Annotated in this window: 22 protein-coding genes and 4 pseudogenes; 14 read left to right on the plus strand and 12 right to left on the minus strand. The window is 61.0% G+C overall.

All coding sequences use genetic code 11. From position 1 onward, the window contains the following. Positions 1-20: 20 nt before the first annotated feature. The 13 genes from ACSQ22_RS02415 to ACSQ22_RS02475 all read left to right on the plus strand — a co-directional run bounded on the left by ACSQ22_RS02415 (position 21) and on the right by ACSQ22_RS02475 (position 12,645). Positions 21-689 carry a helix-turn-helix transcriptional regulator gene (locus ACSQ22_RS02415; RefSeq protein ID WP_436129324.1) on the plus strand — a complete coding sequence of 223 codons (669 nt, stop codon included), beginning with the start codon at positions 21-23 and terminating at the stop codon, positions 687-689. Further along, complete coding sequence (locus ACSQ22_RS02420) at positions 686-1,219, plus strand: DUF6036 family nucleotidyltransferase (protein WP_436129325.1); 534 nt, start codon at positions 686-688, stop codon at positions 1,217-1,219. Before ACSQ22_RS02415 ends, ACSQ22_RS02420 begins: the two co-directional genes overlap by 4 nt. Before the next feature lie 25 nt (positions 1,220-1,244). Continuing rightward, positions 1,245-1,586, plus strand: a complete 342-nt coding sequence (locus tag ACSQ22_RS02425) for a hypothetical protein (protein ID WP_436129326.1) — start codon at positions 1,245-1,247, stop codon at positions 1,584-1,586. A gap of 202 nt (positions 1,587-1,788) precedes the next feature. Then, entirely contained in the window at positions 1,789-3,114 is a 1,326-nt protein-coding gene (locus ACSQ22_RS02430) for a hemolysin family protein (protein WP_436129327.1), read from the plus strand. Then, complete coding sequence (locus tag ACSQ22_RS02435) at positions 3,111-3,602, plus strand: hypothetical protein (RefSeq protein ID WP_436129328.1); 492 nt, start codon at positions 3,111-3,113, stop codon at positions 3,600-3,602. The genes ACSQ22_RS02430 and ACSQ22_RS02435 overlap by 4 nt, the downstream gene beginning before the upstream one ends. A 60-nt stretch (positions 3,603-3,662) precedes the next feature. After that, positions 3,663-4,205, plus strand: a complete 543-nt coding sequence (locus tag ACSQ22_RS02440) for an Rrf2 family transcriptional regulator (protein ID WP_436129329.1) — start codon at positions 3,663-3,665, stop codon at positions 4,203-4,205. 158 nt (positions 4,206-4,363) lie between these two features. Beyond that, positions 4,364-4,720 carry a hypothetical protein gene (locus ACSQ22_RS02445; protein ID WP_436129330.1) on the plus strand — a complete coding sequence of 119 codons (357 nt, stop codon included), beginning with the start codon at positions 4,364-4,366 and terminating at the stop codon, positions 4,718-4,720. Positions 4,721-4,968: 248 nt separating this feature from the next. Beyond that, on the plus strand, positions 4,969-6,135 hold the full coding sequence (locus tag ACSQ22_RS02450; RefSeq protein WP_291467562.1) for a TolC family protein: 1,167 nt from the start codon (positions 4,969-4,971) through the stop codon (positions 6,133-6,135). Then, positions 6,132-6,764, plus strand: coding sequence for a hypothetical protein (locus ACSQ22_RS02455; protein WP_436129331.1), 633 nt, complete (start codon positions 6,132-6,134; stop codon positions 6,762-6,764). The genes ACSQ22_RS02450 and ACSQ22_RS02455 overlap by 4 nt, the downstream gene beginning before the upstream one ends. Positions 6,765-6,796: 32 nt before the next feature. Further along, complete coding sequence (locus tag ACSQ22_RS02460; protein ID WP_436129336.1) at positions 6,797-7,927, plus strand: efflux RND transporter periplasmic adaptor subunit; 1,131 nt, start codon at positions 6,797-6,799, stop codon at positions 7,925-7,927. Positions 7,928-7,941: 14 nt separating this feature from the next. Further along, positions 7,942-11,088, plus strand: coding sequence for an efflux RND transporter permease subunit (locus ACSQ22_RS02465; RefSeq protein WP_291467581.1), 3,147 nt, complete (start codon positions 7,942-7,944; stop codon positions 11,086-11,088). Positions 11,089-11,188: 100 nt separating this feature from the next. Beyond that, a complete protein-coding gene (locus ACSQ22_RS02470; RefSeq protein WP_015013011.1) occupies positions 11,189-11,584 on the plus strand; it encodes a hypothetical protein in 396 nt (131 codons plus the stop codon). Positions 11,585-11,589: 5 nt separating this feature from the next. Then, positions 11,590-12,645: an EamA family transporter gene (locus ACSQ22_RS02475; RefSeq protein WP_436129332.1), complete on the plus strand. Its 1,056-nt coding sequence runs from the start codon at positions 11,590-11,592 to the stop codon at positions 12,643-12,645. A 433-nt stretch (positions 12,646-13,078) separates the two neighbouring features. Here the strand turns inward: ACSQ22_RS02475 and ACSQ22_RS02480 are convergent, their stop codons facing one another. The 5 genes and pseudogenes from ACSQ22_RS02480 to ACSQ22_RS02500 all read right to left on the minus strand — a co-directional run. Continuing rightward, positions 13,079-13,411 carry a hypothetical protein gene (locus tag ACSQ22_RS02480; protein ID WP_015013008.1) on the minus strand — a complete coding sequence of 111 codons (333 nt, stop codon included), beginning with the start codon at positions 13,409-13,411 and terminating at the stop codon, positions 13,079-13,081. Positions 13,412-13,512: 101 nt separating this feature from the next. Beyond that, positions 13,513-13,932, minus strand: a pseudogene (locus ACSQ22_RS02485) (chromate resistance protein ChrB domain-containing protein). Further along, positions 13,929-14,249, minus strand: coding sequence for a rhodanese-like domain-containing protein (locus ACSQ22_RS02490; protein ID WP_051022504.1), 321 nt, complete (start codon positions 14,247-14,249; stop codon positions 13,929-13,931). The pseudogene ACSQ22_RS02485 and the gene ACSQ22_RS02490 overlap by 4 nt, the downstream one beginning before the upstream one ends. 231 nt (positions 14,250-14,480) lie before the next feature. After that, a pseudogene (locus ACSQ22_RS02495) lies at positions 14,481-14,849 on the minus strand (Fe-Mn family superoxide dismutase); the annotation flags it as partial. A 19-nt stretch (positions 14,850-14,868) separates the two neighbouring features. Continuing rightward, positions 14,869-15,318: pseudogene (locus tag ACSQ22_RS02500) on the minus strand (chromate transporter); the annotation flags it as partial. Position 15,319: 1 nt separating this feature from the next. Here ACSQ22_RS02500 and ACSQ22_RS02505 point away from each other — a divergent pair. Then, a pseudogene (locus ACSQ22_RS02505) lies at positions 15,320-15,529 on the plus strand (EamA/RhaT family transporter); the annotation flags it as partial. Positions 15,530-15,562: 33 nt separating this feature from the next. On the opposite strand, the gene ACSQ22_RS02510 reads toward ACSQ22_RS02505, so the two are convergent. The 7 genes from ACSQ22_RS02510 to ACSQ22_RS02540 form a co-directional block, all read right to left on the minus strand. Then, entirely contained in the window at positions 15,563-16,198 is a 636-nt protein-coding gene (locus tag ACSQ22_RS02510) for a hypothetical protein (protein ID WP_233559556.1), read from the minus strand. 408 nt (positions 16,199-16,606) lie between these two features. Beyond that, positions 16,607-16,987 carry a hypothetical protein gene (locus tag ACSQ22_RS02515; protein ID WP_063459322.1) on the minus strand — a complete coding sequence of 127 codons (381 nt, stop codon included), beginning with the start codon at positions 16,985-16,987 and terminating at the stop codon, positions 16,607-16,609. 63 nt (positions 16,988-17,050) lie between these two features. Then, positions 17,051-20,239, minus strand: a complete 3,189-nt coding sequence (locus ACSQ22_RS02520; protein ID WP_063459323.1) for a CusA/CzcA family heavy metal efflux RND transporter — start codon at positions 20,237-20,239, stop codon at positions 17,051-17,053. Positions 20,240-20,254: 15 nt separating this feature from the next. After that, a complete protein-coding gene (locus ACSQ22_RS02525; protein WP_082836284.1) occupies positions 20,255-21,871 on the minus strand; it encodes an efflux RND transporter periplasmic adaptor subunit in 1,617 nt (538 codons plus the stop codon). A gap of 2 nt (positions 21,872-21,873) precedes the next feature. Continuing rightward, positions 21,874-23,229 (minus strand): TolC family protein, encoded by a 1,356-nt coding sequence (locus tag ACSQ22_RS02530; RefSeq protein ID WP_082836285.1) that lies wholly within the window; start codon positions 23,227-23,229, stop codon positions 21,874-21,876. A gap of 157 nt (positions 23,230-23,386) precedes the next feature. Beyond that, complete coding sequence (gene czcI, locus ACSQ22_RS02535) at positions 23,387-23,746, minus strand: cation efflux protein, CzcI family (protein WP_082836286.1); 360 nt, start codon at positions 23,744-23,746, stop codon at positions 23,387-23,389. A 74-nt stretch (positions 23,747-23,820) separates the two neighbouring features. After that, entirely contained in the window at positions 23,821-24,159 is a 339-nt protein-coding gene (locus ACSQ22_RS02540; RefSeq protein WP_069103149.1) for a DUF4148 domain-containing protein, read from the minus strand. Between the last annotated feature and the right edge of the window lie 127 nt (positions 24,160-24,286).

Consider the following 24,286-nt stretch of genomic DNA (forward strand, 5'->3'; position numbering starts at 1 on the left):
TTGAGTAAAACAGTGAACATATGAATTCACAGGATAGCTCTTTCGTTCTCCAACGCCAGTTGCTGCTGCAGTTCGGTGACAGGCTGCGCCGCCTGCGCAAAGCACGCAAGCTAAGCACCGTGGAAATGGCCAAGCGCGTGGGGATTTCTCGCACGACGCTCAGTGCTGTCGAGGCGGGTGATCCTGCTCCCTCCATCGGGACGTACTTGCGTGTCATGGCCGAGTTAGGCATTGGCGCAGATCTGGCCCTGCTGGCAGGTGATGTGATCAACCCAGCGCCGGCCGACTCGGCGGCAGCGCGGTCGCTGCGCAGCGCGCCTCAGGTGCAGGTCAGGGTATATACGGACAACACGCGTCACAACACACAGGATTTGCAGAGCCTGGTGCTGCACGAGGAAGCGGTCAAGTATGTGCGCTCGCACCCGTTGGTGCTGCGGGAGGCAAAACAGACCCTTGATACGTGGCTCGGCTCCGGCAATCAGCGTTCCACTGTTCTGTGGTTGGAGTGGAAAGACATTCTTGAACAGGGCAAGTGGAGCAAGGCTTTGGGTAGAACCAGGCATGCGCAAGAGCTGCGGCAGGCGTCGCCCTTGACGCCAGTGTTGCCGACCGCTGAACGGATGAGGATCCTTGGCGAAATCTCCAAGCTCAAAAAGGGAATCGTCCTGGGCAAGGAGTCGGCGCCTTGAACCGCGACGAACTTGAGCACCTCATCCGCGCCAGCGCCACTATCACCAATGAATACGAGTTCGTGATAGTCGGAAGCCAGTCGATCCTTGGCCAAATTCCCTATCCGGAGCCAGAGTTCAAAATGTCTGCGGAAGCGGATATCTACCCGCGTAACGCGCCTGAGTTGGCCGACAAGATCGACGGGAACATTGGCGAGGGGTCGGAGTTCCACCGAGTCCATGGTTTCTATGCCCAGGGGGTAGGCCCGGAAACAGCCTTACTGCCCGAGGGCTGGCAGACTCGTCTGTGGAAGATTCAGAACGGAAACACCGACAGCCGTATTGGCTGGTGCTTGGACGTGGTGGATCTGTTCTTGTCCAAGGCGGCAGCCGCACGCGAGAAGGATCAGGTGTTCTGCCGAGCGTTGCTCAAGCATGGTCATGTTCAGTTGCAGCAGGCCCTGGACCTCGTCCCTGCAATGCCACTCATGGAGGATGAGTGCAAACGCCTTGCAGCTCGCATTCGGAGATGGGGCAAGAATCTTGGGTAGCCACCCTCCCTATAATTCACCCACGATGCCACGGCGCTTCATTGCGGTTCTGATTCTCCACTTTCTACTGTGCGTGGGGTTTTCCGCTGCCGGTTTGAATCCGACATTTACGCTGTCTCAAGAGCAGATGCTGACCGAGCACAGTCCGAATACTGGCCCAGGAATTCCCGTCGCGTTCTCCGATGCGGACGATCATGCCTTGATGGATGACAAGGGTGACCTTCCAGACCAGCTGGAACCGCGCGCATTGCTCACCTCGGACACGCCGGATCCTGTCGCAGCCATCCCACTGCGCGTAAACAAAGCGCCATCCGCGATCACAGATCCCCCTCACAAACCGCCGAAGACGTCAGGCCTCTTCGCCTGATCATCTGCGCGCGTAGTTAACGCTCGGGGCCACATGTCACACGGCCCCTATGCCATGGTCAGCCGCAACTCGTGGGCATCGCCCATCGAGTGCTTGCACGCTGCATGAGTCACTGCTTTCGTTTGAATTTCCTCGGTTCAGGCACTCCGGTCCACACCCGGATCTGTTGATGTGCCAGTACCTAACCCCATAAAACTCCATCATGGAAATTGCCATACTTTTCGCTTTGATCCTCCTCAATGGCCTGTTTGCCATGTCCGAGATCGCTTTGGTCACGGCCCGCAAAACCCGGTTGCAAAAGCTGATTGATGAAGGCGACAGCGGCGCCGCTGCCGCCGTGAAGCTGGGCGAAGACCCCACGCGTTTTCTCTCCACCATCCAGATCGGCATCACCTCGATTGGCGTCTTGAACGGTATCGTGGGCGAAGCGGCACTGGCCGGTCCTTTGGCACTCTGGCTGGAGTCCTTGGGTGTACCACTTCCCTACGGCAACTATGCCGCCACTGGCTTGGTGGTGGTGCTGATCACGTACTTCTCCATCGTGGTGGGCGAACTGGTGCCCAAGCGCATCGGTCAGTCGCACCCTGAAACCTTTGCCCGCCTGGTGGCCCGGCCCATCAACTTCCTGGCTATTGCCACCAAGCCGTTTGTGCTGCTGCTGTCCACATCCACCCGCACGCTGCTGCGCCTGATGGGTGTGAAGGAAACCAGCGGCAGCCCGGTGACCGAAGAAGAGATCCACGCCATGCTGGTGGAAGGCACCACTGCGGGCGTGATCGAATCGCATGAGCACACCATGGTGCGCAACGTGTTCCGGCTGGACGACCGGCAGATCGGCTCGCTGATGGTGCCGCGTGGCGATGTGGTTTGTCTGGATGTGGATGCGTCGTTTGAAGACAACCTGCGCCGCATAGAGGAGTCCGATCACGCACGTTTCCCAGTCATACGGGGCGGCATGGACAACATCTTGGGCGTGATCAACGCGCGCCAGTGGCTGTCGCGCACGCTGCGCGACAAGGCGAGCGGCGGCCTGGCCGACCAGCCGCTGCAGACAGCGCTGTATGTGCCCGAGACCATCACGGGCATGGAGCTGCTGGACAACTTCCGCCTGTCGGACGTGCACATGGCGTTTGTGATCGATGAATACGGCGAGGTGCAGGGCATCGTCACGCTGCAGGACCTGATCGAGGCCATCACCGGAGAGTTTCAGCCGCGCGACCCGGAGACCTCCTGGGCGCTGCAGCGCGAGGACGGCAGCTGGCTGCTGGACGGCCACATCCCCGTACCCGAGCTGAAAGACCGCCTGAACCTGGATGCCGTGCCCGAGGAAGAACGCGGCCGCTACCACACCCTCAGCGGCATGGTGATGCTGCTTACTGGGACCCTGCCTAGGGTGACGGACAGCGTGGAGTGGGAGGGCTGGAAGCTAGAAGTGGTGGACATGGATGGCAAGACCATCGACAAGATCCTGGCCACGCGCGTTCCTCTGAAAGAACAACCCGAGATCTCGCTGGAGACGACATCGTGAAGTTGCAATGGTCCGGCGATCACAAGCTGCCTGGCTCTCGCAGCAATTCGCCTCATCGATGGCGCCTTGCGTTCGCCGTTTTGGCGGTGACCGTGGGCGCTGCCTGTATGGACGGCTATCCCAAGCAAGACGTTAAGGTCGCATACCCCCTGGATATGACCCAAGACCAGCGCATTGCGCAAATGAATGCGCTGGGAGTCGATGCCCATCCAGACCGCCGATGGAGCTACGACCTTTTGCCTGGCTGCGTTCTTCGCATTGACTTCGACGGAAAGGCCGGCCCACGCCCCTCCATCGACATCCCTCTACTGGGAGCTGCAGTCAGGGTAGCAACAGACAAGGAGGACGAGACGTTCGACGTTGAAGTCAGACCGACCAGTCCAGCACCACCCAACGGAGTGGCGGTCCTTGAGGCGCAAGAGTGGGCACACGCCATTGGCATGTCCAGGTTGCTGCGGGTTGTTGAGAAGGGATGCGCAGATGGCTGAAACTCAGCTTGGTTGCCTGGGAACAAGCGCTTTGCTGAGCCAAAGCACAAGGAGTTACGGATGCGCCTGACCACTCGTAGCCGGTGTGCGCTGGTGGCGATTACGGATGTTGCGCTTCGCTGCAGCAGTGGCCCTGTCGCGCTATCCACCGTCAGCGCGCGCCACGGCATATCACTGTCATACCTTGAAACCCTCTTCAGCGCCTTGCGTCGAGCTGGTCTGGTTGTGAGTACCAGGGGGCCTGGCGGCGGATATTCGCTGGCAAGAAGCGCACGCGATATTACCGTCGCGGACATATCTCGGGCCTCTGAGCAGGGAAAATCTGAACCCATCCCTCATGACCACGACACCATGAGCGCCCAACAAGGGGCCATGACCCATGAGTTGTGGAGAGCATTCCATCAAACGGTGGAAGACTATTTGCGGTCCGTTACTCTGGCTGACTTGGTGGAGCGTCATCTCGCTACTGGATGTGCCGTGGAGGAACCACCTGCGGCGGCGCCAACACCAAAACGGCTTGCTCCGCCAAAACGGCAACTTCCGCGTGAGAATGTGCCAAACTCGGTTTTTGCGCTGGGTGCGGCCATACGCACGAGATCGTGACGCGGGTCCAAGGGGGATCTACACCGTACGGATTCCTCGGTGCCTCTGTACATAGCTGCAAGACCCTGATACCAGGTGTTAGATGTGGGTTTCTGCGAGACAAGCAGCAGTCTGCGGCTATCATTGCGACGAATTCTCAATTGCCTGCTCCCAATTTCATGCACCGACTGCTCGCAGTCATCCTGTTGCTCTCTTTCTTCTGCCAGGCCTTCGCAACGGCCCGCCAGACGGCTGCGTTCGACCACGAGGGGGAGTTCCAGGCGATGCATGCTGAAATGCATCTGGAAGGCTCCGCCCACCACCATGATGAACACGGTGTGGCGCACCAAGACGATTCCCAGGAGTCGATCCAGCACATGCTGGCGGACGCAGGCCCAGGGACCGCAGCACTTTTCCACTTCCCCCAGCTGTCGCTTCCTCTCGACCGCTCGCCCGCACCGGCTGTGACCGCCGAATCCGTCAGCCCGTCCCCTCATCTGGACGGTTTACGACGACCTCCCCGACTGATTTCCTGATCCACCCTTAGCGCCGCGCTTTCCACACGAAAGCGGGGTTGTTCATCGGTGCGGTACTACTTTGATCAGGCGCTGATGCGTCAACGATCCTGGTTTGCCGCCTTTGATCGGTCAGGAATCACGTGCGTTTTGTTATTTCCGGGCTTGCGGTGCGTTGTGCCGCAGGCTGTGCTTTGAGCTGCGTCCTCGTTGGCGCTGCGGTTGCGCAGTCCAATACCGCCCCATCGCTTTCAGCCACGGCATCGCCCGTGGCTCCAACACTGGCACAAGCTGTCGAGGCTGCATGGCAGCGCGCCACACAGGCGAGAGAAGCCGAAGGTCAGACACAGCGGGCTACTGCCGAACGGGTGGCGATCTCCAGCCTGTGGGCGGCCCCCCCCGCAGTGGAGTTTTCCTACCGGGACGACCGCTGGCAAACGTCGGCAGGACGCAGGGAAGCCGAGGCCGGCCTGGCGTGGCCGCTGTGGTTGCCTGGGCAGCGCAATGCACGCGGCGCTGCTGTGGATGCCGACGTAGAGCTGTCGCAGGCTGCCGTTCAAGCGGGACGCCTGCATTTCGCGGGCCTGGTGCGGGAAGCCGCCTGGGGCATTGCCGCGCAAAAGGCCGAGTCCGACTTGGCGGATGCCCAAGTGCGATCTCTGCAGGAGATCTCCGACGACGTACGGCGCCGTGTCAAAGCGGGTGATCTGGCCCACGCGGATGGGCTTGCCGCTCAATCCGAGGCTCTGGCTGCGCAATCTGCACAGATGGCTGCACGCCAGCGTCTGAACGCCAGCCAGTCGCAATGGATGACCCTGACGGGCATAGCCCTGGCGCCTGATCTCACGTCTGTCCCGGTTTCTGATGGTGCCGCAGTTTCACCAGGCGGGGCGCACTTCGCCGTTGAAACGCACCCCGATGCGCGTGTCGCTGCACTGACGGTTGAGCGCGCTCGCAAGCGGCTGGACGTGGTGGCCGCCACGCGGCGCGACCCTCCAGAGCTCTTGCTGCGCATCCGACAAGACACCCCCGGGCGGGGTGAGTCGGCTCAAAACAGCATCGGCGTCGGCCTGCGCATTCCCCTGGGCACAGCGAGCCGCAACCAACCTCTGCAAGCTGCCGCACTGAGTGAGCTGGACGTAGCGCTGACCACGAAACAGCGAACCGAGGAGCGGCTGGCTGCTGACGCAGCGATGGCGCAGGCTGCGGTGCACACGGCCGAGCAGCAACTGGAGGCAGAGCGCCAGCGCTCGGCACTCCTGCGGGAGCGTGCCACGCTCATTGATCGGTCTTTCAAAGCTGGAGAAACACCGCTGCCGGAGTTGTTGCGCGCGCTCGCTGCAGCTACCCAGGCCGACACCAGCTTCGCGCGCCAGCAAGTGGCTCTGGGCCTGGCCCGCGCCCGCTTCCAGCAATCTCTCGGAATCCTTCCATGAATCTCTTGAATCTATTCCCCTCTCGTTACCGCCTCTCATTGCTGGGAGCAGGCTTGGCCTTGCTGGTGCTTGCCGGAACACCCAGCTATGCCGCGCCAGGAGCGCACGGTCCTAATGGCGAGCACTTGGATGCCCCCGCTCAAGCTGGTGCCAACAGCGGCCCCGTGCCTAGTTTTGAAGCGCGCTCGGAAGCCTTCGAGTTGGTGGGCCGACTGCAGGGCGGAGAGTTGTCCATCCTGATCAACCGTTTTGCCACCAACGAACCTGTGCTCAATGCCACCGTCGAAGTAGAGACAGCCAATCTCAAGGCCCCTGCCAAGTTCCATGCGGACATGGGCGACTACGCCATCGACGATGCCAACATGCTCAAGGCCCTGGCGGCGCCCGGTGACCATCCCATGGTGATCACCGTACTGGCGGGCAATGACTCCGACCTTCTGGACGGCACCCTCACGGTCGCGGGCGCCGTGCTCGACGACCATGGCCACTCCCACGACGACGGGCACGCCCATGGGCCCTCCCGAACGGTCTGGCTGGCTCTGGCCTTGGTCGTCTTGGCGGCGGTCGGTTGGTTCTTTGGTCGCACGCCAAAGGCTGCAGGTACGTCCTCCAAAGGAGGTTCGCTGTGAACTCATCGATGGAAAAAACCAAGGCAACCAGCATGTTTCATGTTTTCGGCTTGAGTGTCATCACGTGCATCGCGGCGATGTTCCCACCTGTTGCCGTCGCAGCGCCAGGTGCCCATGGGCCGAACGGTGAGCATCTAGATGCCCCCACGGCGGTCAGCGCATCCGGTTTGATGCGGTTGCCAGACGGCAGTGTCAACGTTCCGATGCTCGCCCAACGGCGCCTGGGTATCCGCACACAGTTGACCCCTGAAACCCAGGCCGCCGCCACCATCGAGTTGTCAGGCCGTGTGGTCGTGGACCCCAATGCGAGTGGTCGTGTCCAGGCGATCCATGGGGGACGGATCGAAGCGGGACCACGCGGTCTGCCGGTCGCCGGCCAGACCGTGCGGCAAGGAGAGGTGCTGGCCTATGTGGCCCATCACGCCGAGCCCTATGCCCAGGCCAACCAGCAGGCCCAGCTGGCCGAGTTGCGCAGTGGCCGGGAACTGGCCGCACAGCGGGTGCAGCGGCTGCAGTCCCTTGAAGGCACGGTGCCGCGCAAGGAGATCGAGGCCGCACGTGCTGAGCTACAGAGCCTCACCGCGCGCGAGAAAAGCATTGGCGCGAGCCTTGCGGCCCGAGAGGCCTTGCGGGCTCCCGTCTCCGGGGTGATTGCCAGGGCCGACGCGACCAAAGGCCAAGTGGTCGAGGCTCGCGAAGTCTTGTTCGAGGTGATTGACCCTGCACGAGTGTTGGTGGAGGCCACTACGGCAGATCCTGGCTTGCCCGCACGCACGGGTACAGCCCACTTGCAGGGGGTGCTTGGCGTCAAGTTGCAGCTGATCGGCGCTGCGCGCAGCCTGCGTGATGGCGTCCTCCCGATGACTTTCAGGGCCGTCCCGCAGCAATCGGGCACAGCCTTGCCGCTGGCGGTCGGACAGCCCGTCACCGTCGTGGCCTCGCTGAACGAGCAGGTCAAGGGCTTCGTCCTGCCTGCGCAGGCCGTCGTGCGCAACGGTGCCAACGAGCCGGTGGTCTGGATCAAGTCCGGTGCAGAGCGCTACATTCCCCAGCCGGTGCAGTACCGGTCCCTGGACGCCGCCACGGTGGTCGTCACGCAGGGCCTGGGCGCTGACAACCGCGTGGTGGTGCAAGGTGCGCCGCTGATCGCACAGATCCGCTGAACGGAGCCCACGCAATGTTCAATTGGATCGTAAGGAACAGCCTTCACAACCGCCTGTTCGTCCTGGCGGTCGCGGCGCTGCTGATGGTCTACGGGGCCATCACCGCATGGCGCACGCCGGTCGATGTGTTTCCCGACCTCAACAAACCCCTGGTCACCGTCTTGACGGAAGCAGGAGGTATGGCACCCGAAGAAGTCGAGCAACTGGTGACCTTCCCTCTGGAGACCGCGCTCAACGGCATGCCGGGGGTCACGCGCGTGCGCTCCACGTCCGGCGTGGGCCTGTCCATCCTCTATGCCGAGTTCGATTGGGGGACGGACATCTACCGCAACCGCCAGCTCGTGGCGGAGCGCCTGGCACTGGTGCGGGAGCAACTCCCCGGAGGCATTACGCCCGTCATGGGACCGGTGTCTTCCATCATGGGCGAAGTCATGCTCATCGCACTGCCGTTGGCAGCAGGCGATGGTAAGGCCGCCGCAGCGACACCCATGCAGGCCCGTGAGTACGCGGACTTCGTGCTGCGCCCAAGACTGCTGTCGATTCCAGGGGTTTCACAGGTCATCCCCATCGGCGGCGAAGTGCGCCAGTTGCGGGTGGAGCCGGACACGGCACGCATGGCACAGTTCGGGGTGACATTGACGCAGATCGAGCAGGCCCTTCGAGGCTTTGCGGGGAATGCGGGAGGTGGCTTCATCGACCTCAACAGCCGTGAATTCCTCATCCGCCACATCGGCCGTACCAGCCGTGTCGAGGACCTGCAGGGCGTGGCGGTGGCCTGGAAGGACGGCCGGGCCATCTTGCTGGAACAGGTGGCCAATGTCCGGTTCGCTGCAGCCATGAAGCGCGGCGACGCCGGATACAGCGGCGTGCCTGCCGTCATCGTCAGTGTGCAAAAGCAGCCTGCGGCCGATACCGTCAAGCTCACCCACGCCATCGAAGCGGCATTGGGGGATCTCAAGCAGGGGCTGCCCGTGGGCTTGGCTGCTCCGAAGGTATTGTTTCGCCAGGCTGACTTCATCGAGGCGTCCATCGGTAACGTGACCGAGGCCTTGCGGGACGGCGCCATCATGGTGGCCATCGTGTTGTTCGCCTTCCTGTTGTCCGCGCGAACCACTTTGATCTCGCTCGTGGCGATACCCTTGTCGCTGGCCGTGACAGCCATGGTGTTCCGGCTGCTGGATCAGTCCATCAACGTCATGACCCTGGGAGGCCTGGCGATTGCCATTGGCGAGCTGGTAGACGATGCGGTGGTGGATGTGGAGAACATCCTGCGCAGGCTGAAGCAGAACCGTGCCCAGGGCAATCCACTGTCCATGCTGGAGGTCGTGCGCCGGGCGAGCGTGGAAGTCCGCTCGGGCATCGTCTACGCCACCGCCATCGTGGTGCTGGTGTTTGTGCCGCTGTTTGCGCTGCCGGGCATCGAGGGTCGCCTGTTCACGCCCCTGGGCATCGCCTACATCGTGTCGGTGCTGGCATCGATGCTGGTCTCAATGACGGTTACGCCCGTGCTGTGCCTTTACCTGTTGCCGGGGATGAAACGGTTGAACCATGGTGACAGCACCCTGGTCGCCTGGCTCAAGCGGCGGGATGCGCAAGTGCTCAGCTGGTCGTTTTCTCGCGCCAAGGTGCTGATGGCTGTCGCTGCACTGGCGGTAGCTGCAGCAGCTGCAAGCGTCCCGTTTTTTCCACGCGCCTTTCTGCCTGCCTTCAATGAGGGTTCGCTGGTGTTGGGCATGGTGTTCAACCCAGGCACTGCGCTGGCGGAAGCCAATCGCATGGGGGCGTTGGCCGAGACGCTGATCGCTGAGGTTCCCGAGGTCACCCAGGTGGGGCGCCGGACGGGGCGGGCCGAGCTGGATGAACATGCCGAAGGCGTGCATTCGGCCGAGATTGATGTGGACCTGAAGCGGTCCGTTCGGGACCGCGAGGCCGTGATGGCAGACATCCGTGCCCGTTTGGCCGTCCTTCCAGCCCAGGTGGCCATTGGCCAGCCTATCTCCCACCGCCTGGATCACCTCTTGTCAGGGGTGCGGGCGCAGATCGCGCTCAAGATCTTCGGCGACGATACGGACACCTTGCGGGGCCTGGCCGAACAGATGCGCCAGGGACTCTCGGGCGTTCCAGGGCTCGTGGATCTGACGGTGGAAAAGCAGGTGCTGATCCCCCAGATCACGGTACGGCTGGACCACCGCAAGGCCGCGCAGGTTGGGCTGTCTCCGGGCGAGGCGGTGCGGGTGCTGCAGGCCCTGACGGATGGTGCCCATGGTGCGCAGATTGTGGACGGCCTGCGCCGCTATGAACTGGTGCTGCGCCTGCCCGATGACAAACGCAGTCCTCAGGATCTGGCTCGCACGCTGATCGACACGCCTGCGGGGCAGATACCGGTGTCTGCCATCGCCACGGTCCAGGAAACCGATGGACCCAACCAGATTGGCCGAGAAAACGGTCGTCGGCGCATCGTCGTTTATGCCAACACGGACGGCTCCGACATGGGCCGCGTCATTGCAGACATTCGTGCGGTGATGGCAAAGACGCCATTGCCACCGGGGACCTTTCTGAGTCTGGAAGGCCAGTTCCAGGCCCAGGAGCAAGCGATGCAACTGATCGTCGGCTTGTCGCTGGTGTCTTTGGCAATGATCTTTCTCGTTCTGTATGTACGCTACAAGTCGGCGGTGTTGGCCGGGATCATCATGGCCAACATTCCGCTTGCGCTGATCGGCAGCGTAGTAGCGATGTGGCTGGCGGGGGTGAGCCTGTCTGTTGCATCCATGGTGGGCTTCATAACACTGGCGGGCATTGCCACGCGCAACGGGATTTTGAAGGTCAGCCACTACATCAACCTGTGCAAGTTCGAGGGAGAGGTCTTCGGCCAACCCATGATCGTGCGCGGCTCGCTGGAGCGGTTGACCCCGGTGTTGATGACGGCGCTGGTGGCTGCCTTTGCGCTGACCCCGCTGCTGCTAGCGGCCGATGCACCTGGTAAGGAAATCCTGCATCCGGTGGCGGTCGTGATTTTTGGTGGACTCGTCAGCTCGACCTTGCTGGACACGCTGCTGACGCCCGTGATGTTCTGGCTTTTCGGCGAAAGTGCGACCCGGCGCTTGATTGAGGGCGGCAGCGCACAAGCTGAAAGCGAACCGACAAGCCAGGAGGCCTTCTGACCCCAGGCTCCAGCTGAATTTTCCGCAAATTTCTGATAGGCCTGGGCACGCTGCCTTTTGAAGCGCGCCAGTGAAACAAACTCAACTGAAGGAATCCCAAATGATCATGAAAAAGAACTTCTCCCAACTGATGGCAGCCACCGCAATCGTGATGGCATCCCTGGCGAGTGCGCCTGCGGCAATGGCCCATGGTTCAGCCGAACCCGCTCACGGCGGCGTGGTGCAGACCGCTTCCGATCTGTCGTTCGAGCTGGTCGCCACCGCTGAAGGTGCGGCAATCTACATCGTGGACCACGACGAGGATGCGGACGCATCCAAGTTTGGCGGCAAGGTTACCGTGCTCAACGGTACCGAAAAGGCAGAGGCGCCCCTGAAATCAGCAGGCGGCAACAAGCTGGAGGCCAAGGGCGTGAAGTTGGTCAAAGGGACGAAGGTGGTTGCGCTGATCACGACCAACAGCAAAAAGACCGTCACTGTTCGATTCACGGTGAAGTAAGGCCCATGGCGCGCGGCTCTCTGTCTTTGCCTGCACTGCAAGGTGGTCTGCTGGCCTTGCTGGCTGCAGCCCTGTTTGGCATCAGCACCCCGCTGGTTCAACGCCTGGGTGCCGGGCTGGGCGCGTTCACAACGGCCGCGCTGCTGTATGCAGGGGCGGCTGTCGTTGGTGCCTTGTCCCTGCGGACCGCTGCCCACGAGGCAAGGATGCAAAGATCCGACGCCTGGCGCCTCATCGGCATGGCGGGGTTTGGCGCTGCCCTAGGTCCTGTCGCCCTGTCCTGGGGGCTACAACACACGAGTGGCGCCAGCGCGTCGCTCATGCTCACGCTGGAAGCGCTGTTCACAGCCACTCTGGCGTGGTGGTTGTATAGCGAAACCATGGACCGCCGTGTGTGGGCAGCCATGCTTCTTTTGCTGGCCGGTGGCATGGCTTTGGTCATGGACCAGGGCCTGCAGGGCGGCACGCAGCTGCTCGGTCTGCTTGCGGTGCTACTGGCGACGGTGGCCTGGGGCGTGGACAACACCCTGTCCCGGGGACTGGCCGAACGCGATCCCGGCCAGGTGGTGATGGCGAAGGCCTCGCTGGGTACTGCTGCGACAGCATGTCTTGCCATTGCGTGGGGAGAGCCTTTGCCACCCCTGACGGCAGCTCTAGGGCTCTTTGCCGTGGGGGCCACAGGGTATGGCTTGAGTCTTCGGTTCTACCTTCTGGCGCAGCGGGCTTTTGGGGCGGCGCGGACTGGCTCCTTGTTCGCCTTTGCACCTTTCATCGGTGCGGCTGTAGCGTTCGGCTTCGGTGAACGGTCTGCGGGGTGGTTGATGCTGCTCGGTGGTCTTCTGATGCTTGCGGGGGTGCTGCTGCATTTGGCCGAGAGCCACGGGCATGAACATACGCACGAGCCGATGGAGCATGAGCACGCCCACCGTCATGACGATGGACACCATTCGCACGTTCATGACGTGATGCCCACGGGGAGCCACAGCCATGTGCACTTCCATGAGCCGGTCACCCACGCCCATCCCCATGCGCCGGATGTGCACCATCAGCACAGGCATTGACTCATTGAGCGGTACCGAGACAGCGGCTAAGGAAATTTCATGATGAAAAAATCAATGCTCTTGTCAGCTGCTGCGCTGACATTCCTTGCGATCTCCGGCTGCAGCACACCTGTCTACGAGGACCGGTACGCTTGGTCCGAAGGCTGGAGGGTCGGCAAAGTTACCAAATTAATCCAAGCGGACGAATTCTTGAAGGTGAGCGGCTCTCGCTGCCGGCAAATGGAGCTCGGCCCCACCGACCAGATTGCAGTCATCCGATGGCGGGAAGTCACCCGAACCCGTGGGCACTTCGCCAGAGTTGACGCGGGCTCCGGCATGGCCGTGGGCGATGAGGTTTACTTCAACGCGTGGAAGTGTGACCAACCTCCAATAGTGCCGAAGGCCCCGCGTGGGGCCAAGGCGGGGCAAACGCCGTAGAGACTGACGAGGAGCCTCAACGAGACGGACTCTTTCTGACCGTGCCTGCGTACACCACACTGCCCGCATCGCGATACTGCAATTCCTCCCCCACGCGCACCACGTCAAAGCAGACGGGCGAGACCTTGCTGACCTCGGGCAGCAGCAGGCAGAGTTGGTTGTTCTGCGTGCTCCAGCGTCCGGCGCGTGTGCGGCCGTTTTCTGAACGCTCTAGGCGGCCGTCCAGGAAATAGTCATGCCCCCAATGGCGTCCGTCGGTGACATGGTGCCCGCCCAGCGTGGCGCGGATCTGCGCGGTGGTCAGTTTCGTTTCCGGGGGCGCCGCGCAGGCCAACGGAGCAAGCGTCATGCACAGGAAATGCGCTCACAACGCCTTGGTAAAGCGGCTGAGCCACCGCCTAGCACCCGCCGTCATGCGGCCATACTCGGGGGCCAATTGTGGGTTTCTGCCTAGCAGGACTTACACCAAGCATGGAGCGCGTTGTACATCACCATGCCATGCCCTAGCATCTCAAGGTCATCGCTGAAGGTCTTGCACAGGCCAAGCGACAGCGCCTAGAGGCCCGCAGACTGCGGCGCCAGGTCCAGCCTGGATGTGTCTGCGCCCCGCACGATCACGGTCAGTTGCTGTAGGGCGGGATCGGTGAGTTCGTACTTCTTGAGAAAGGCGTCAAAGCTGCACAGGTCACCGTCGTGGGTCAATTCGACGCCGCGCACGTCGTAGGGGATCGCTCCCGTGTCCTGGGCCACCTGAAGCACCGAGGCTGTAGGCTTATAGAGGAATTCCGGCTCTTTGTCGATGAACCGGGCAATCAGCCAGGGGCAGGCAATGCGGTCGATCTTGGGCCGCTCGCGGGTGACCCATTTCATGCGGCACCTCCTTGCGTTTCCAGAGGCAGGGCAGCGGCTTGCCAGGCCTCGATGCCGCCCACGTGGTAGCGCGCGTTCATGCCGCGTGCCCGCAGCGCCAGGAACGTAGAGCGGCCAATGTCCTTGCCGCGCAAGCAATACAGCCGCACAGGTTTCGTGGCGTCCAGTTCCTGGCTCCACTCCAACACGCGCGACGGATCGCGCGAGGACACTCCGGCAATGACCTGCGGGCTCTGCAGATAGTCCTCCTCAAGTCGCAAGTCAAACGCACCTGCCGCACCGGCCAGCGCAGAGCCTGTGTCGATGCCAAATGCCAACGCATCCGCCTCGACAGCAGCGCCTTAGCGCTTGTAGACCTTGTCCCACTGGATTTCGCCATGTAGGCATCCACATAGGCGCCCGCCTTGGCCCCGAAGTCCAGTTGGTACGCATGCTCGTACATGTCCAGCGCCAGTACGGGCGTTGCGCCGGCCAGGAGGTGCGTGTGGGTCGGCCGCCCAGTGGTTGATGAGGCGGCTCTCGCGGGAGGACCAGGACAGCAAGGCCCATCCCGATCCGCCCCCCATGGCCTTGGCCAGCCCAGTGAACTGGCTGCGCCAAGCGTCCACGGAGCCAAAGTCACGCGTGAGCGCAATGGACAACCCGCAGGAAGGCAATACACCGTTGCCCCCCAGATTGTCGAAATACTGCTCGTGCAGGAATGCTGAATTTGCGGCGATCAACTCCCCGCGCTTGAGGCCATTGATGGTGAAAGTTGCAGCATTGCTCCAGTCCAACGCTGCGAGTTCGTTGCGTATGGCATTCAGGCGCTTGACCGCACCCGAGTAGTTGTTTTCGTGGTGGCTGGTGATTAGACGGTTCGAAAAGCCAGAGAGTTGATCGGGGTTCAGCGTCAGCGGACGGATTTGGTAGTTCATGGGGTTCTCCGTCAAATGGTCAGGGTTGGACGTGGGCCACAAGCGGATACACGGCCAGACCCATCAAGGCAGCGGCAAGCAACACCACAGGCGCGGGCAGCTTCTTGAACCGCCACAGGACGGCAGCGGTGGCAAGAAACAGCGCAGCTGTGGGTAAATCCACAACGGATCGCTGGCCCAACACCACCACCGCACCGGCAATGGCGCCCACGGCAGCAGCAGTCACTTCGTCAACGAACGCCAGCACACCAGGATGTTTGCCATGCTTCTCGAAGTACGGCGCGGGAATCACGGTGAGCAAGTAGCAGGGCATAAAGGTTGCCAACGCCGCGACGACCGCGCCCCAGAAGCCGCTGATGAGGAAGCCGATAAATCCTGTCGTGATAACCACCGGGCCGGGGGTGATCATGGCCACGGCCACGGCGTCCACGAACTGGCGATCCGTGAGCCATGCGTACTCCTTAACCACGGGAGTGGTACTGCACTTGGCGGAAGGCCATGGTCACGAGCACACACACGAAGTGCTTGAGCATGAGCATGCCCACCGGCACGACGATGGGCACCATTCACATGTGCACGATGTGATGCCAAAGGGCAGCCACAGTCACAAGCACACCCATGAACCTATGACCCACGCCCATCCCCATGCTCCTGACGTGCACCATCAACACGTTCACTGAACCCCCGGTATTTTTTTGTCTGCTCCCCCGAGGTCACTTGACCGTCAGGTCGGCGACCAGGCGAGCCTTGTAAGCCCTTTCCCGAATTGCATCCTCGCCGTCAGTCGCCCATACAAACGTGCTCTTCCATGCCCAAACCGTTCCATCGATCCGAAGAAATCGTAGGTCACCAGCTTTACCATCCACGGTTGCGACTTGACGCTCTCCTTCGAAATCCAAGGTGAACGTATGCGTTCCTGGCTTCAACTTGAAGCGCACCATCGTGTTGGGGAGAGTCTCGGCGGCCATTGCGTTATCCGCGCTGATCTTCACAAACCGCCCGCCATCTCCCCAGTTGCGCCGTACGACGTAGACGGTGAGCGCATTCGGATCGGGAGTAAAGCGCTTCGCCTGAGCGTCGGCATTCAGGCTGGGGGCGGGTACCCGAGTGCACGCGACTACTCTGCCCTTACTGGTCTTGTAGCAGTATGGCGCTTCGGCGGAGGGATCGGCCCCAGTAGAGGTAGCACAACCCGCCAGCAGGCTAGCTGCCAGCACAGAGCTGAGGATCACGGAGAGGCGGCGGGTGCCTGAATATGCAGGTATTTTTGTCATGGATCTGTTTTTTTGCTGTGGAGGTTGTTGCGTATTGCCTGAAGCTTCATCAGCGACCCCGGTACCGTCACCCACGGTCTGCCTCCTTGGATTGCATATGGCGGTGCCGCGATTTCGGTGTTTTTCGGTGTTTGAAACGCATTGCCTGTCGATCCCTCAGTCTCTTGGCCAAGCGTCGGCTGTACTTGACTCTCACCGCCATTGGCGGGTGGCGTTTGAGCCAGATACGCCGCAGCCTCCAAAACACAAACACGGAGGTCAACAAGCCGATCCAAATCCAGAACAGCTTGGCAAAGAGCGCGACCTGTGCAGCCTGCATTGACATGGATCGCTCCTTTTTTGGCCTCCAGCACAGGCATGTTGCCGATGGGCGGTCCGAACTCGCCGATATGTAGTCAGCTGCTTTGACGTGAACGGACTGCGGAAAGTGGGATCACTTCTGGAAGCGTTGCGAAGGCAATCCCCCCAGCCGGCCTTCGTGTACTACTTCAGCGTGAAGCGGACGGAGGCAATCGACTTGCCAGCCTTCGAGACGGCGACGACGACTTTGGTACCGGCGGGGACTTTGAAGCTGCCCGTGGCTTCCAGCTTGCCGTCACCGGCTTGGAGCTGGACATCCTGTTTCTCGCTGCCTGCCAGCAGCGTGACCTTGGCGGTCATTCCCGCAACGGCAACGGGCTTTCCATGGTCGCGCATATAGAGCTGCAGCTTGTCGGCGCTGGCAACGAATTCGTACTCGACCTCCTTGGCTTCTGCGACAGCACCACCGTGCATCGGCTTTAGGTCGTGGCCGTGATTGTCCGCAGCGAAGGCTGCGCCCGAGATCGACACAGACAGGGCGAGAATGAGTTGGGAAAGTTTCATGACAGTTCCTTTGGGGGTGGAGAAAAGGGACGGCCCCACGATCAGCGAGCGGGACCGTTTCAACTACGCGGACGCGGACACGTCTGGGGGATGCGAGGGCTCAGCGGACACGTCCTCATCTTCCTCATCGGGCCGGTGGGCCAGACGGTAAAGAATCGGCAGCACGAGAAGCGTGAGCAGCGTGGACGAGAGAATTCCGCCGATCACCACGGTGGCCAGGGGACGCTGGACTTCAGCGCCGGTGCCTGTCGCAATGGCCATTGGAATGAAGCCCAGCGAGGCCACCAGGGCAGTCATCAGAACCGGCCGTAGCCGGGTGAGCGCGCCGTCACGGATTGCTTCGTCAAGACCAACGCCGCCTTCCCTCAAGCTGCGGATGTACGAAATCATCACCAGACCATTGAGCACGGCCACCCCAGAAAGCGCGATGAAGCCGACAGCCGCAGAGATAGACATCGGAATGTCGCGAAGCCAAAGCGCCAGGATGCCCCCCGTCAAAGCGAATGGGATGCCAGTGAAGACCAGCAGACCATCCTTGACGTTGCCGAACATAGCGAACAGCAGCACGAAAACCAGCAGCAGGGACACCGGCACGACGATCTGCAGGCGCTGCGTGGCCGACTGCAAGTTCTCGAAGGTTCCGCCCCAGCTCGTCCAATAGCCGGTAGGAATCTTGATCTGGGCCAGGCCTTTCTCAGCCTCTGCGACGAAAGAGCCCACATCGCGCCCGCGCACGTTGGTGCTCACGACGATGCGGCGCTTGCCGTTTTCTCGGCTCACCTGGTTGGGGCCAGGAGCAAGCTCGAATGTTGCTACCTCGCCCAGCGGGATGAAGTTCGTTTTGGCCTCTGTCCCATTGGCAGAACGCGGCAGCGGGATAGGAAGGCGCTTCATCCCTTCGAGATCGTTGCGCAGGGATTCAGGCAGACGAACCAGGATGTCGAATCTGCGGTCGCCCTCGAACATAGTGCCGGCCTCGCGTCCACCGATAGCGGTGGCCACGGTGTCTTGAATGTCGGCAACGTTCAGACCATAGCGAGCAGCCTTCTGGCGGTCGATGTTCACGGTGAGCATCGGAAGCCCCGTCGTCTGCTCAACCTTCACCTCAGAGGAGCCCTGAATCTTCTGCAGCATTGCGGAGACTTCTTCTGCGGACTTGTTCAGGACATCCATGTCGTCACCGAAGATCTTCACGGCTACGTCACTGCGCACCCCGGAGATCAGCTCGTTAAAGCGCAGCTGAATGGGCTGGGAGAACTCATAGTTGTTGCCCGGGATTTTCCCGATGACTTCCTGAATCGCCGCGAGTAATTCGTCGCGGGTTTTTCGAGGTTCGGGCCATTCGGCCATTGGCTTGAGCATGATGTACCCGTCCGAAATGTTCGGCGGCATGGGGTCCGAGGCAATCTCCGCAGTACCGGTTCTGGCGAAGATGCGCTCGATCTCGGGGAATTTCTCTTTCAAGGTCCTTTCAATTTGCTGCTGCATTTGGACTGACTGGGAAAGGCTGGTGCCTGGGATGCGCAGCGCCTGGATCGCAAAGTCGCCTTCATTGAGATTGGGTACAAACTCGCTGCCCATACGCGTGGCGATCAACCCGCACAAGATCACCGCAACTGCAGCTGCGGTCAGTACGACCGCCTTGGCGGCCATGACACGGTCGAGCAGTGGACCATACAAGCGCTTGGCATGGCCCAGCAGGAAGTTTTCCTTCTCGCTGACCCGATTGCCGATGAACAGGGCCACCGCTGCGGGGATGAATGTCACCGACAGAACCATGGCGCCCAGCAGTGCCGCGACCACCGTGAATGCCATGGGGTGGAACATCTTCCCTTCAACGCCTGTCAGCGCGAAGATGGGCAGGTACACCACCATGATGATGAGCTGTCCGAACAGCAATGGACGCCTTGACTCCTGGGATGCCAAAAACACCTCATGGAAGCGCTCAGCCCGCGTCAGTGGCCGACCGTGGTGCGCTTGTGCATGGGCAAGTCTCCGTACGCAGTTCTCAACGATCACCACCGCTCCGTCGATGATGATGCCGAAGTCCAACGCTCCCAGGCTCATCAGGTTGGCGCTCACCTTGTACTGAACCATACCCGTGAAGGTAAAAAGCATCGACAAGGGGATGACCATTGCCGTGATGATGGCGGCACGGATGTTGCCCAGAAAGAGGAACAGGATCACGATCACCAGAACCGCGCCTTCCAGCAGGTTCTTCTTCACCGTACTGATGGCTTTGTCAACAAGCACGGTACGGTCGTAGACAGTCACCGCGTGCACCCCCTCTGGGAGGCTCTTGTTGACTTCCAACATCTTCTTGTCCACCGCCTGCGAGACAGTCCGGCTGTTCTCGCCGATCAGCATGAACACCGTGCCGAGGACCACTTCGCGTCCGTTGTCTGTTGCAGCACCTGTGCGCAGTTCCCGGCCAATGCCAACTTCTGCCACGTCGCGAACGCGCACAGGAACACCGTTGGCGCTGCTGAGGATCACGTTACCGATGTCTTCCAGCGACTTCACCTGACCAGGTGCACGAATCAGATACTGCTCGCCACGCTTTTCGATATAGCCCGCGCCCACATTGCCGTTGTTGCGGTCCAGCGCAGTGACCACATCCTGCAGTGTCACGCCCAGAGAAGCCAGGCGTTCAGGGATGGGCGCGATCTGGTATTCCTTGGCAAAGCCGCCAATGGAATTGATCTCGGTCACGCCAGGAACATTTCGCAGCTGTGGCTTGATGATCCAGTCCTGAATCTCGCGCAGGTCTGTTGCGGTATAGGGTGAGCCATCGGGCTTCTTCGCCCCGTCCTTGGTTTCGACAGTCCAGAGATAGATTTCGCCCAGCCCGGTCGAGATGGGCCCCAGCGCTGGCGTGATGCCGGCAGGCAGCTTGTCGCGCGCCTCCTGGATACGCTCGTTGACGAGCTGCCGAGCAAAATAGATGTCGGTTCCGTCTTTAAAAATGACGGTCACCTGCGACAGACCGTACCGCGAAAGCGACCTGGTCTGCTCCAGGTTTGGCAGGCCAGCCATGACCGTCTCAATGGGGTATGTAACCCGCTGCTCAGTCTCCAAAGGCGAGTAGCCTGCGGCCTGTGTGTTGATCTGAACCTGGACGTTCGTGATGTCAGGGACCGCATCGATAGGCAGCTTTTGGTAGCTGATGACGCCAAGCGCCGCCATGCCCAGGGCCGCTAGAAGCACCAACCATCGCTGCTCGATCGAGAATCGAATGAGTTTTTCAAACATGTATGCGCTCCGCGATCAGTGCGTGTGTTCGGCAGATCCCTTGCCGAGTTCAGACTTCACGACGAAGCTGCCGGTCGAGGCGTAGGGCATACCGGCTTTGAGACCCGAGAGGACTTCGACCCGCTTGCCATCGCTTCGGCCCAGCTTCACGGGTTGAGCGATAAAGCCTCCATCAACCTTGAGGAAGACCACCGGCTTTTCCCCGACGTTTTGGACGGCGTCGGCCGAGATGGTTACAGGCGCTGCCGTTTCTTCGGACACCACCTCAACATTGACAAACAGGCCGGGGCGCCAAGCGCCCTTGGGGTTGTCAAGAACCACGCGGGCTTTTGCCGTGCGGGTTTGCTCGCCAATGAGCGCTCCTACAAAAGCGACAGTGCCTGTAGCGGAGGCGTCAAAGGCGGTGGCCTTGATCGTGACCTTTTCGCCCACACGAACCGATGGCAGATCTTTCGCCGGAACATTGATCTCAGCCCACACCTGGGAAAGGTCCGAGATGGTGAAAACCGCAGCATCTTCCTTCACGGCTTCGCCGAGACTAAGGTGCTTCTCGATGACAATGCCATCAAAGGGCGCTCGCAACTCGATACGGTTCAGTCCTGCTACCGACGAGGCGGACAGGCCCATCGCGCTCAGTTTCTGATTGGCGTTGGCTACTGCGACCTCTGCTTCGCTCAAGGCCTGCTTGGCCTGCAGGTAGTCCTGCTCGGCAGACACCTTCTGCTCCCACAGCTTTTTTTCTCGCTCGTAGGTGGTCTTTGCCAGCGATAAGCGCTTTTGGGCCGTCTGCAGCTCGCTGCGTTGCTCGGAAGCAGTCGGGCTCGCGATCACCGCCAAAACTTGCCCTTTCTTGACCACTTGGCCCAAGCTGGCATTGACGCTTTCCACGACTCCCGCAAGCCGGGGAACAACGTGAGACGTGCGATCTTCGTTCAAGCGTATCTCCCCGGGAAGGAGCAACGCCGTCTTGATGTTGGCTTTCACAGCAGCGTCCAGGCTGATGGATGCAGCCTTTATCTGGGCATCGGTCAGTTCGATCTTTCCTTCTTCCTTGCTCATCACGAACATGAAAGGCTCTGTGGCAGTCTGCGCAATGATCTCGATGTCGAAAGCATGGGGTTCAGCAACGATCTCTCGGCTGACAAGACTGTCTTTTTCAGCGGCAAACGTCAGTTTCTGCTTTTCATCTGTCGGGCGGGTCACAGTTGCCGTGACCGTTGCAGCATTCAGGGGCAGCGGTTTATCTTTGTCGGACAGCCAGATTCGCAGTCGAGGCTCGCCACCGTCTTCAGACAACAATGCTTCCAAGCTGAAGTCGCCTTCCTTGAACACGGTACCGCCATGTGGTCCCTTGGCTTCGCTCTTTTCATGGTGTTCACCATCGGCATGCCCCTTGTCATCGTCGTGGCCCTTTTCGCTACCCTTGCCATGGTGCTCGCCGTCGCCGTGTCCCTTGGCCTCGGTATGGCCGCCGTGACCGTGGCCATCGTCCTCGGTGGCTGCGGCTTTGGGCTTGCCGCCACCTTGCAAGATGAAGGTTCCCGCGCCGCCCCCTATTGCGAGGACTACTGCAATGGCGATCAGGTGTTTTTTACTGATGGTGGATTTGCTGGAGTTCGTGTTCATGGTCATGCTCAGTGTTGCGTTGCGATCAGGCCGGGAACCATGCTGGCCCCGAGCAGGCGGTCGATATCAGCCGCTGCACGGTGTGCTTCGCCAAGGGCTTTGAGGTACTGGGATTTGGCTGTGAAGTAAGTGCGTTGGGCATCGAGCACTTCCAGGAAATTGAACTTACCGTTCTCGAACCCAATGGTGGCGGCGTCATAGGCCGACTTCGCACCGGGCAGAACTTCCTGCTGCAGTGACTGAACCTCTGCGGTGATCGTGGAAAGGCGCTCTCGTGCCTGCGCCACTTCGCTGTGCAGGCGCACGGTGGCTGCTTGCAGCTCATCGCGGGCCTTGTCCTCAAGTTTCAGCGCCTCCAGGAGGTTGCCTTGGTTGCGGTCGAAGACGGGAAGAGGCACAGAGACCCCGAAAAGAAGGACGTTGCGCTGCGTTTCGTTGCTGCGCTGCATGCCGACGCTGACGGTGACATCGGGCACGCGCTTGCTTTGCTCCAGGGCGGTCAATGCCTTGCGCCGATCCACCTCGATTCGCGCAAGTACCACGCCTGGCGCAGAAGAAATCAAGGGCTGGAGATCGGCGAGGCTCGGGACCGAGGGCAGTTTCTCGGCCTTGCCCTCCAGCACGGTGTAAGGCGCATCGATCTGTCCCAACAGCGCGAACAGGCGGGACAGAGCATTGCGTTGTTCGCTCGCGGCCTGGGCGAGTTCGACGCGAACGCCGGCTTCTGCAACCCGGGCCTTGGACTCTTCCACAGGGGATACTTTGCCAGCGGCTACACGCTTTGAGACGGTATCCGTTGAGGATTTGGCCAGCGCTGCGCTGTCTCTGGCCAGTACCAATCGTTCCTGCGCAGTCAGAACATCAAAGTAAGCGGCAGCGACATTGGCCCGCACGGTGGCTTGCAGCTCGGCGAGTTGGGCTTGTGCTTGCTCGCGCGTTTTTTCGGCCGCCTTAGTGCGTGCCGCACGCTTTCCACCCAGTTCTACGGGAAGATTGAGTTGCCAGCTTTGCGTACGTGTTTTGGAGCGTGTGTCTTCCAGCGAGTACGCGAGCTCTGGATTGGGGCGCGAGCGTCCTTGAAGAACCTGTCCTTCGGTTGCCTCCCATTGGCGCTTTGCCGCAGCCACCTCCGGATTTCCCTCCAGGGCCAGTTCGATGGCCTTGGCCAGCGACAAAGGCTCAGCTGCGGCCGCTGCAGCAGACTGAGGTGCTCGTTCGCCAACGGCTGGCCCTGGTGGCAGGCCCTGGGAAAAGGCACCGCCCGAGGCGCTCAGCCATATAGCTGCGGCGCCTGCCGCGAGCTTGATCTTTCTACCGCCGCGCCATGCGTGCGGCATCTCTTGAAGGTAAGTACCCTTGAACATCCGATTCTCCAGTGATTTCAAAACACGAGGGAATCGGCGGACTGGCAACCGTGCAGCTGCCTGGCAACTCGTCAGTCACTCCAGCTGCAACACACGCAACTGCTTCGGCCGCGATGGCGGACAAGACTGAAAAAGAAAAGTGAGATGCCCCCGCCGATCAGGCGAGGACGGACCACTGAGGGCGGTCTGGGGGCGTGGGGGTTACAGCCAGCAGGCGCTTGCCTGAAGGAGGCTCCACGCGGCTTTCATGGATGAAGACTGGCTTTGCATCTGACCAGTTCAAGGCCCCGATACCCGCGCCATGACAGACTGAGCAGTCAACATCAAATGCATCGGCTCCCTGGCTGGACTTTTCGGCCTGACCAGTCCCGCCTTTGGCTTCATGCTTGTGTTCGTGATGCCCAAGGTGCTGCGACTGCGCGGTTGAGCTCTCATGCATGCAATAAGCAGCCACCGCAGACCAGCTGAACTGGAACGGAAGCAATGCAAGCATAAAAACAGCGATCAAGCGGCGCATTTTTGAAGTCTAGCATGCGTCATGAAGGGCGTACTGAGGCTTGGATGGCCGCTGAAGGGCACTGGGTTGGGAAATCAGCGAGCGCCGCCGTTCATGTCCAGAAGCGCCTTCTTTTCAGCTGCCGACATGTTGAGAAATTCCTGTTGGACCTGCTCACGCGTCTTTGTTGAGCCTGTTGCTTTGACTGGCAGCGCACCCCCGCGCGAAAGGACTGCCAGCGTGCCATCCTTGCGCGCTACTTCGACAGCCTGAAGCACATCGCCACGGGACATTGCGCTTTGCATGTGGTCGGGATGTGTGGTCATGCCCACTTCGCCACCAGCAGGATGGTACAGCGACGAGGCAGATGAAAATCCTGGAGCCGCAATTGTGAAGGCGATCAGAGTGAGGGCGAGGGGTTTGCGAACAGTCATGGTGTTGTCCCTTGATATCAGTTAGCCCTCGGCGATCTGCCGGGACTATGCCTTTCGACACGGAGACACTGTAAAAATCCGCGCGCGACACGGCGCCAACAGCCAGATTACAAATTTGTAAACTACC

Origin of the sequence: Acidovorax sp. LjRoot38 (assembly GCF_964252975.1) — a bacterium.
Classification (GTDB): Bacteria; Pseudomonadota; Gammaproteobacteria; order Burkholderiales; family Burkholderiaceae_C; genus Acidovorax; species Acidovorax facilis.

What these genes read in the sequence shown, in the direction of transcription:
- ACSQ22_RS02460 (WP_436129336.1), top strand. Translation starts at nt 6,797, where the DNA reads ATGTTTCATGTTTTCGGCTTGAGTGTCATCACGTGCATCGCGGCGATG.
- ACSQ22_RS02515 (WP_063459322.1), bottom strand. Translation starts at nt 16,987, where the DNA reads ATGAAACTTTCCCAACTCATTCTCGCCCTGTCTGTGTCGATCTCGGGC.
- ACSQ22_RS02465 (WP_291467581.1), top strand. Translation starts at nt 7,942, where the DNA reads ATGTTCAATTGGATCGTAAGGAACAGCCTTCACAACCGCCTGTTCGTC.
- ACSQ22_RS02470 (WP_015013011.1), top strand. Translation starts at nt 11,189, where the DNA reads ATGATCATGAAAAAGAACTTCTCCCAACTGATGGCAGCCACCGCAATC.
- ACSQ22_RS02540 (WP_069103149.1), bottom strand. Translation starts at nt 24,159, where the DNA reads ATGACTGTTCGCAAACCCCTCGCCCTCACTCTGATCGCCTTCACAATT.
- ACSQ22_RS02525 (WP_082836284.1), bottom strand. Translation starts at nt 21,871, where the DNA reads ATGACCATGAACACGAACTCCAGCAAATCCACCATCAGTAAAAAACAC.
- ACSQ22_RS02520 (WP_063459323.1), bottom strand. Translation starts at nt 20,239, where the DNA reads ATGTTTGAAAAACTCATTCGATTCTCGATCGAGCAGCGATGGTTGGTG.
- czcI (WP_082836286.1), bottom strand. Translation starts at nt 23,746, where the DNA reads ATGCGCCGCTTGATCGCTGTTTTTATGCTTGCATTGCTTCCGTTCCAG.
- ACSQ22_RS02480 (WP_015013008.1), bottom strand. Translation starts at nt 13,411, where the DNA reads ATGACGCTTGCTCCGTTGGCCTGCGCGGCGCCCCCGGAAACGAAACTG.
- ACSQ22_RS02430 (WP_436129327.1), top strand. Translation starts at nt 1,789, where the DNA reads ATGGAAATTGCCATACTTTTCGCTTTGATCCTCCTCAATGGCCTGTTT.
- ACSQ22_RS02455 (WP_436129331.1), top strand. Translation starts at nt 6,132, where the DNA reads ATGAATCTCTTGAATCTATTCCCCTCTCGTTACCGCCTCTCATTGCTG.
- ACSQ22_RS02475 (WP_436129332.1), top strand. Translation starts at nt 11,590, where the DNA reads ATGGCGCGCGGCTCTCTGTCTTTGCCTGCACTGCAAGGTGGTCTGCTG.
- ACSQ22_RS02445 (WP_436129330.1), top strand. Translation starts at nt 4,364, where the DNA reads ATGCACCGACTGCTCGCAGTCATCCTGTTGCTCTCTTTCTTCTGCCAG.
- ACSQ22_RS02440 (WP_436129329.1), top strand. Translation starts at nt 3,663, where the DNA reads ATGCGCCTGACCACTCGTAGCCGGTGTGCGCTGGTGGCGATTACGGAT.
- ACSQ22_RS02530 (WP_082836285.1), bottom strand. Translation starts at nt 23,229, where the DNA reads ATGTTCAAGGGTACTTACCTTCAAGAGATGCCGCACGCATGGCGCGGC.
- ACSQ22_RS02425 (WP_436129326.1), top strand. Translation starts at nt 1,245, where the DNA reads ATGCCACGGCGCTTCATTGCGGTTCTGATTCTCCACTTTCTACTGTGC.
- ACSQ22_RS02415 (WP_436129324.1), top strand. Translation starts at nt 21, where the DNA reads ATGAATTCACAGGATAGCTCTTTCGTTCTCCAACGCCAGTTGCTGCTG.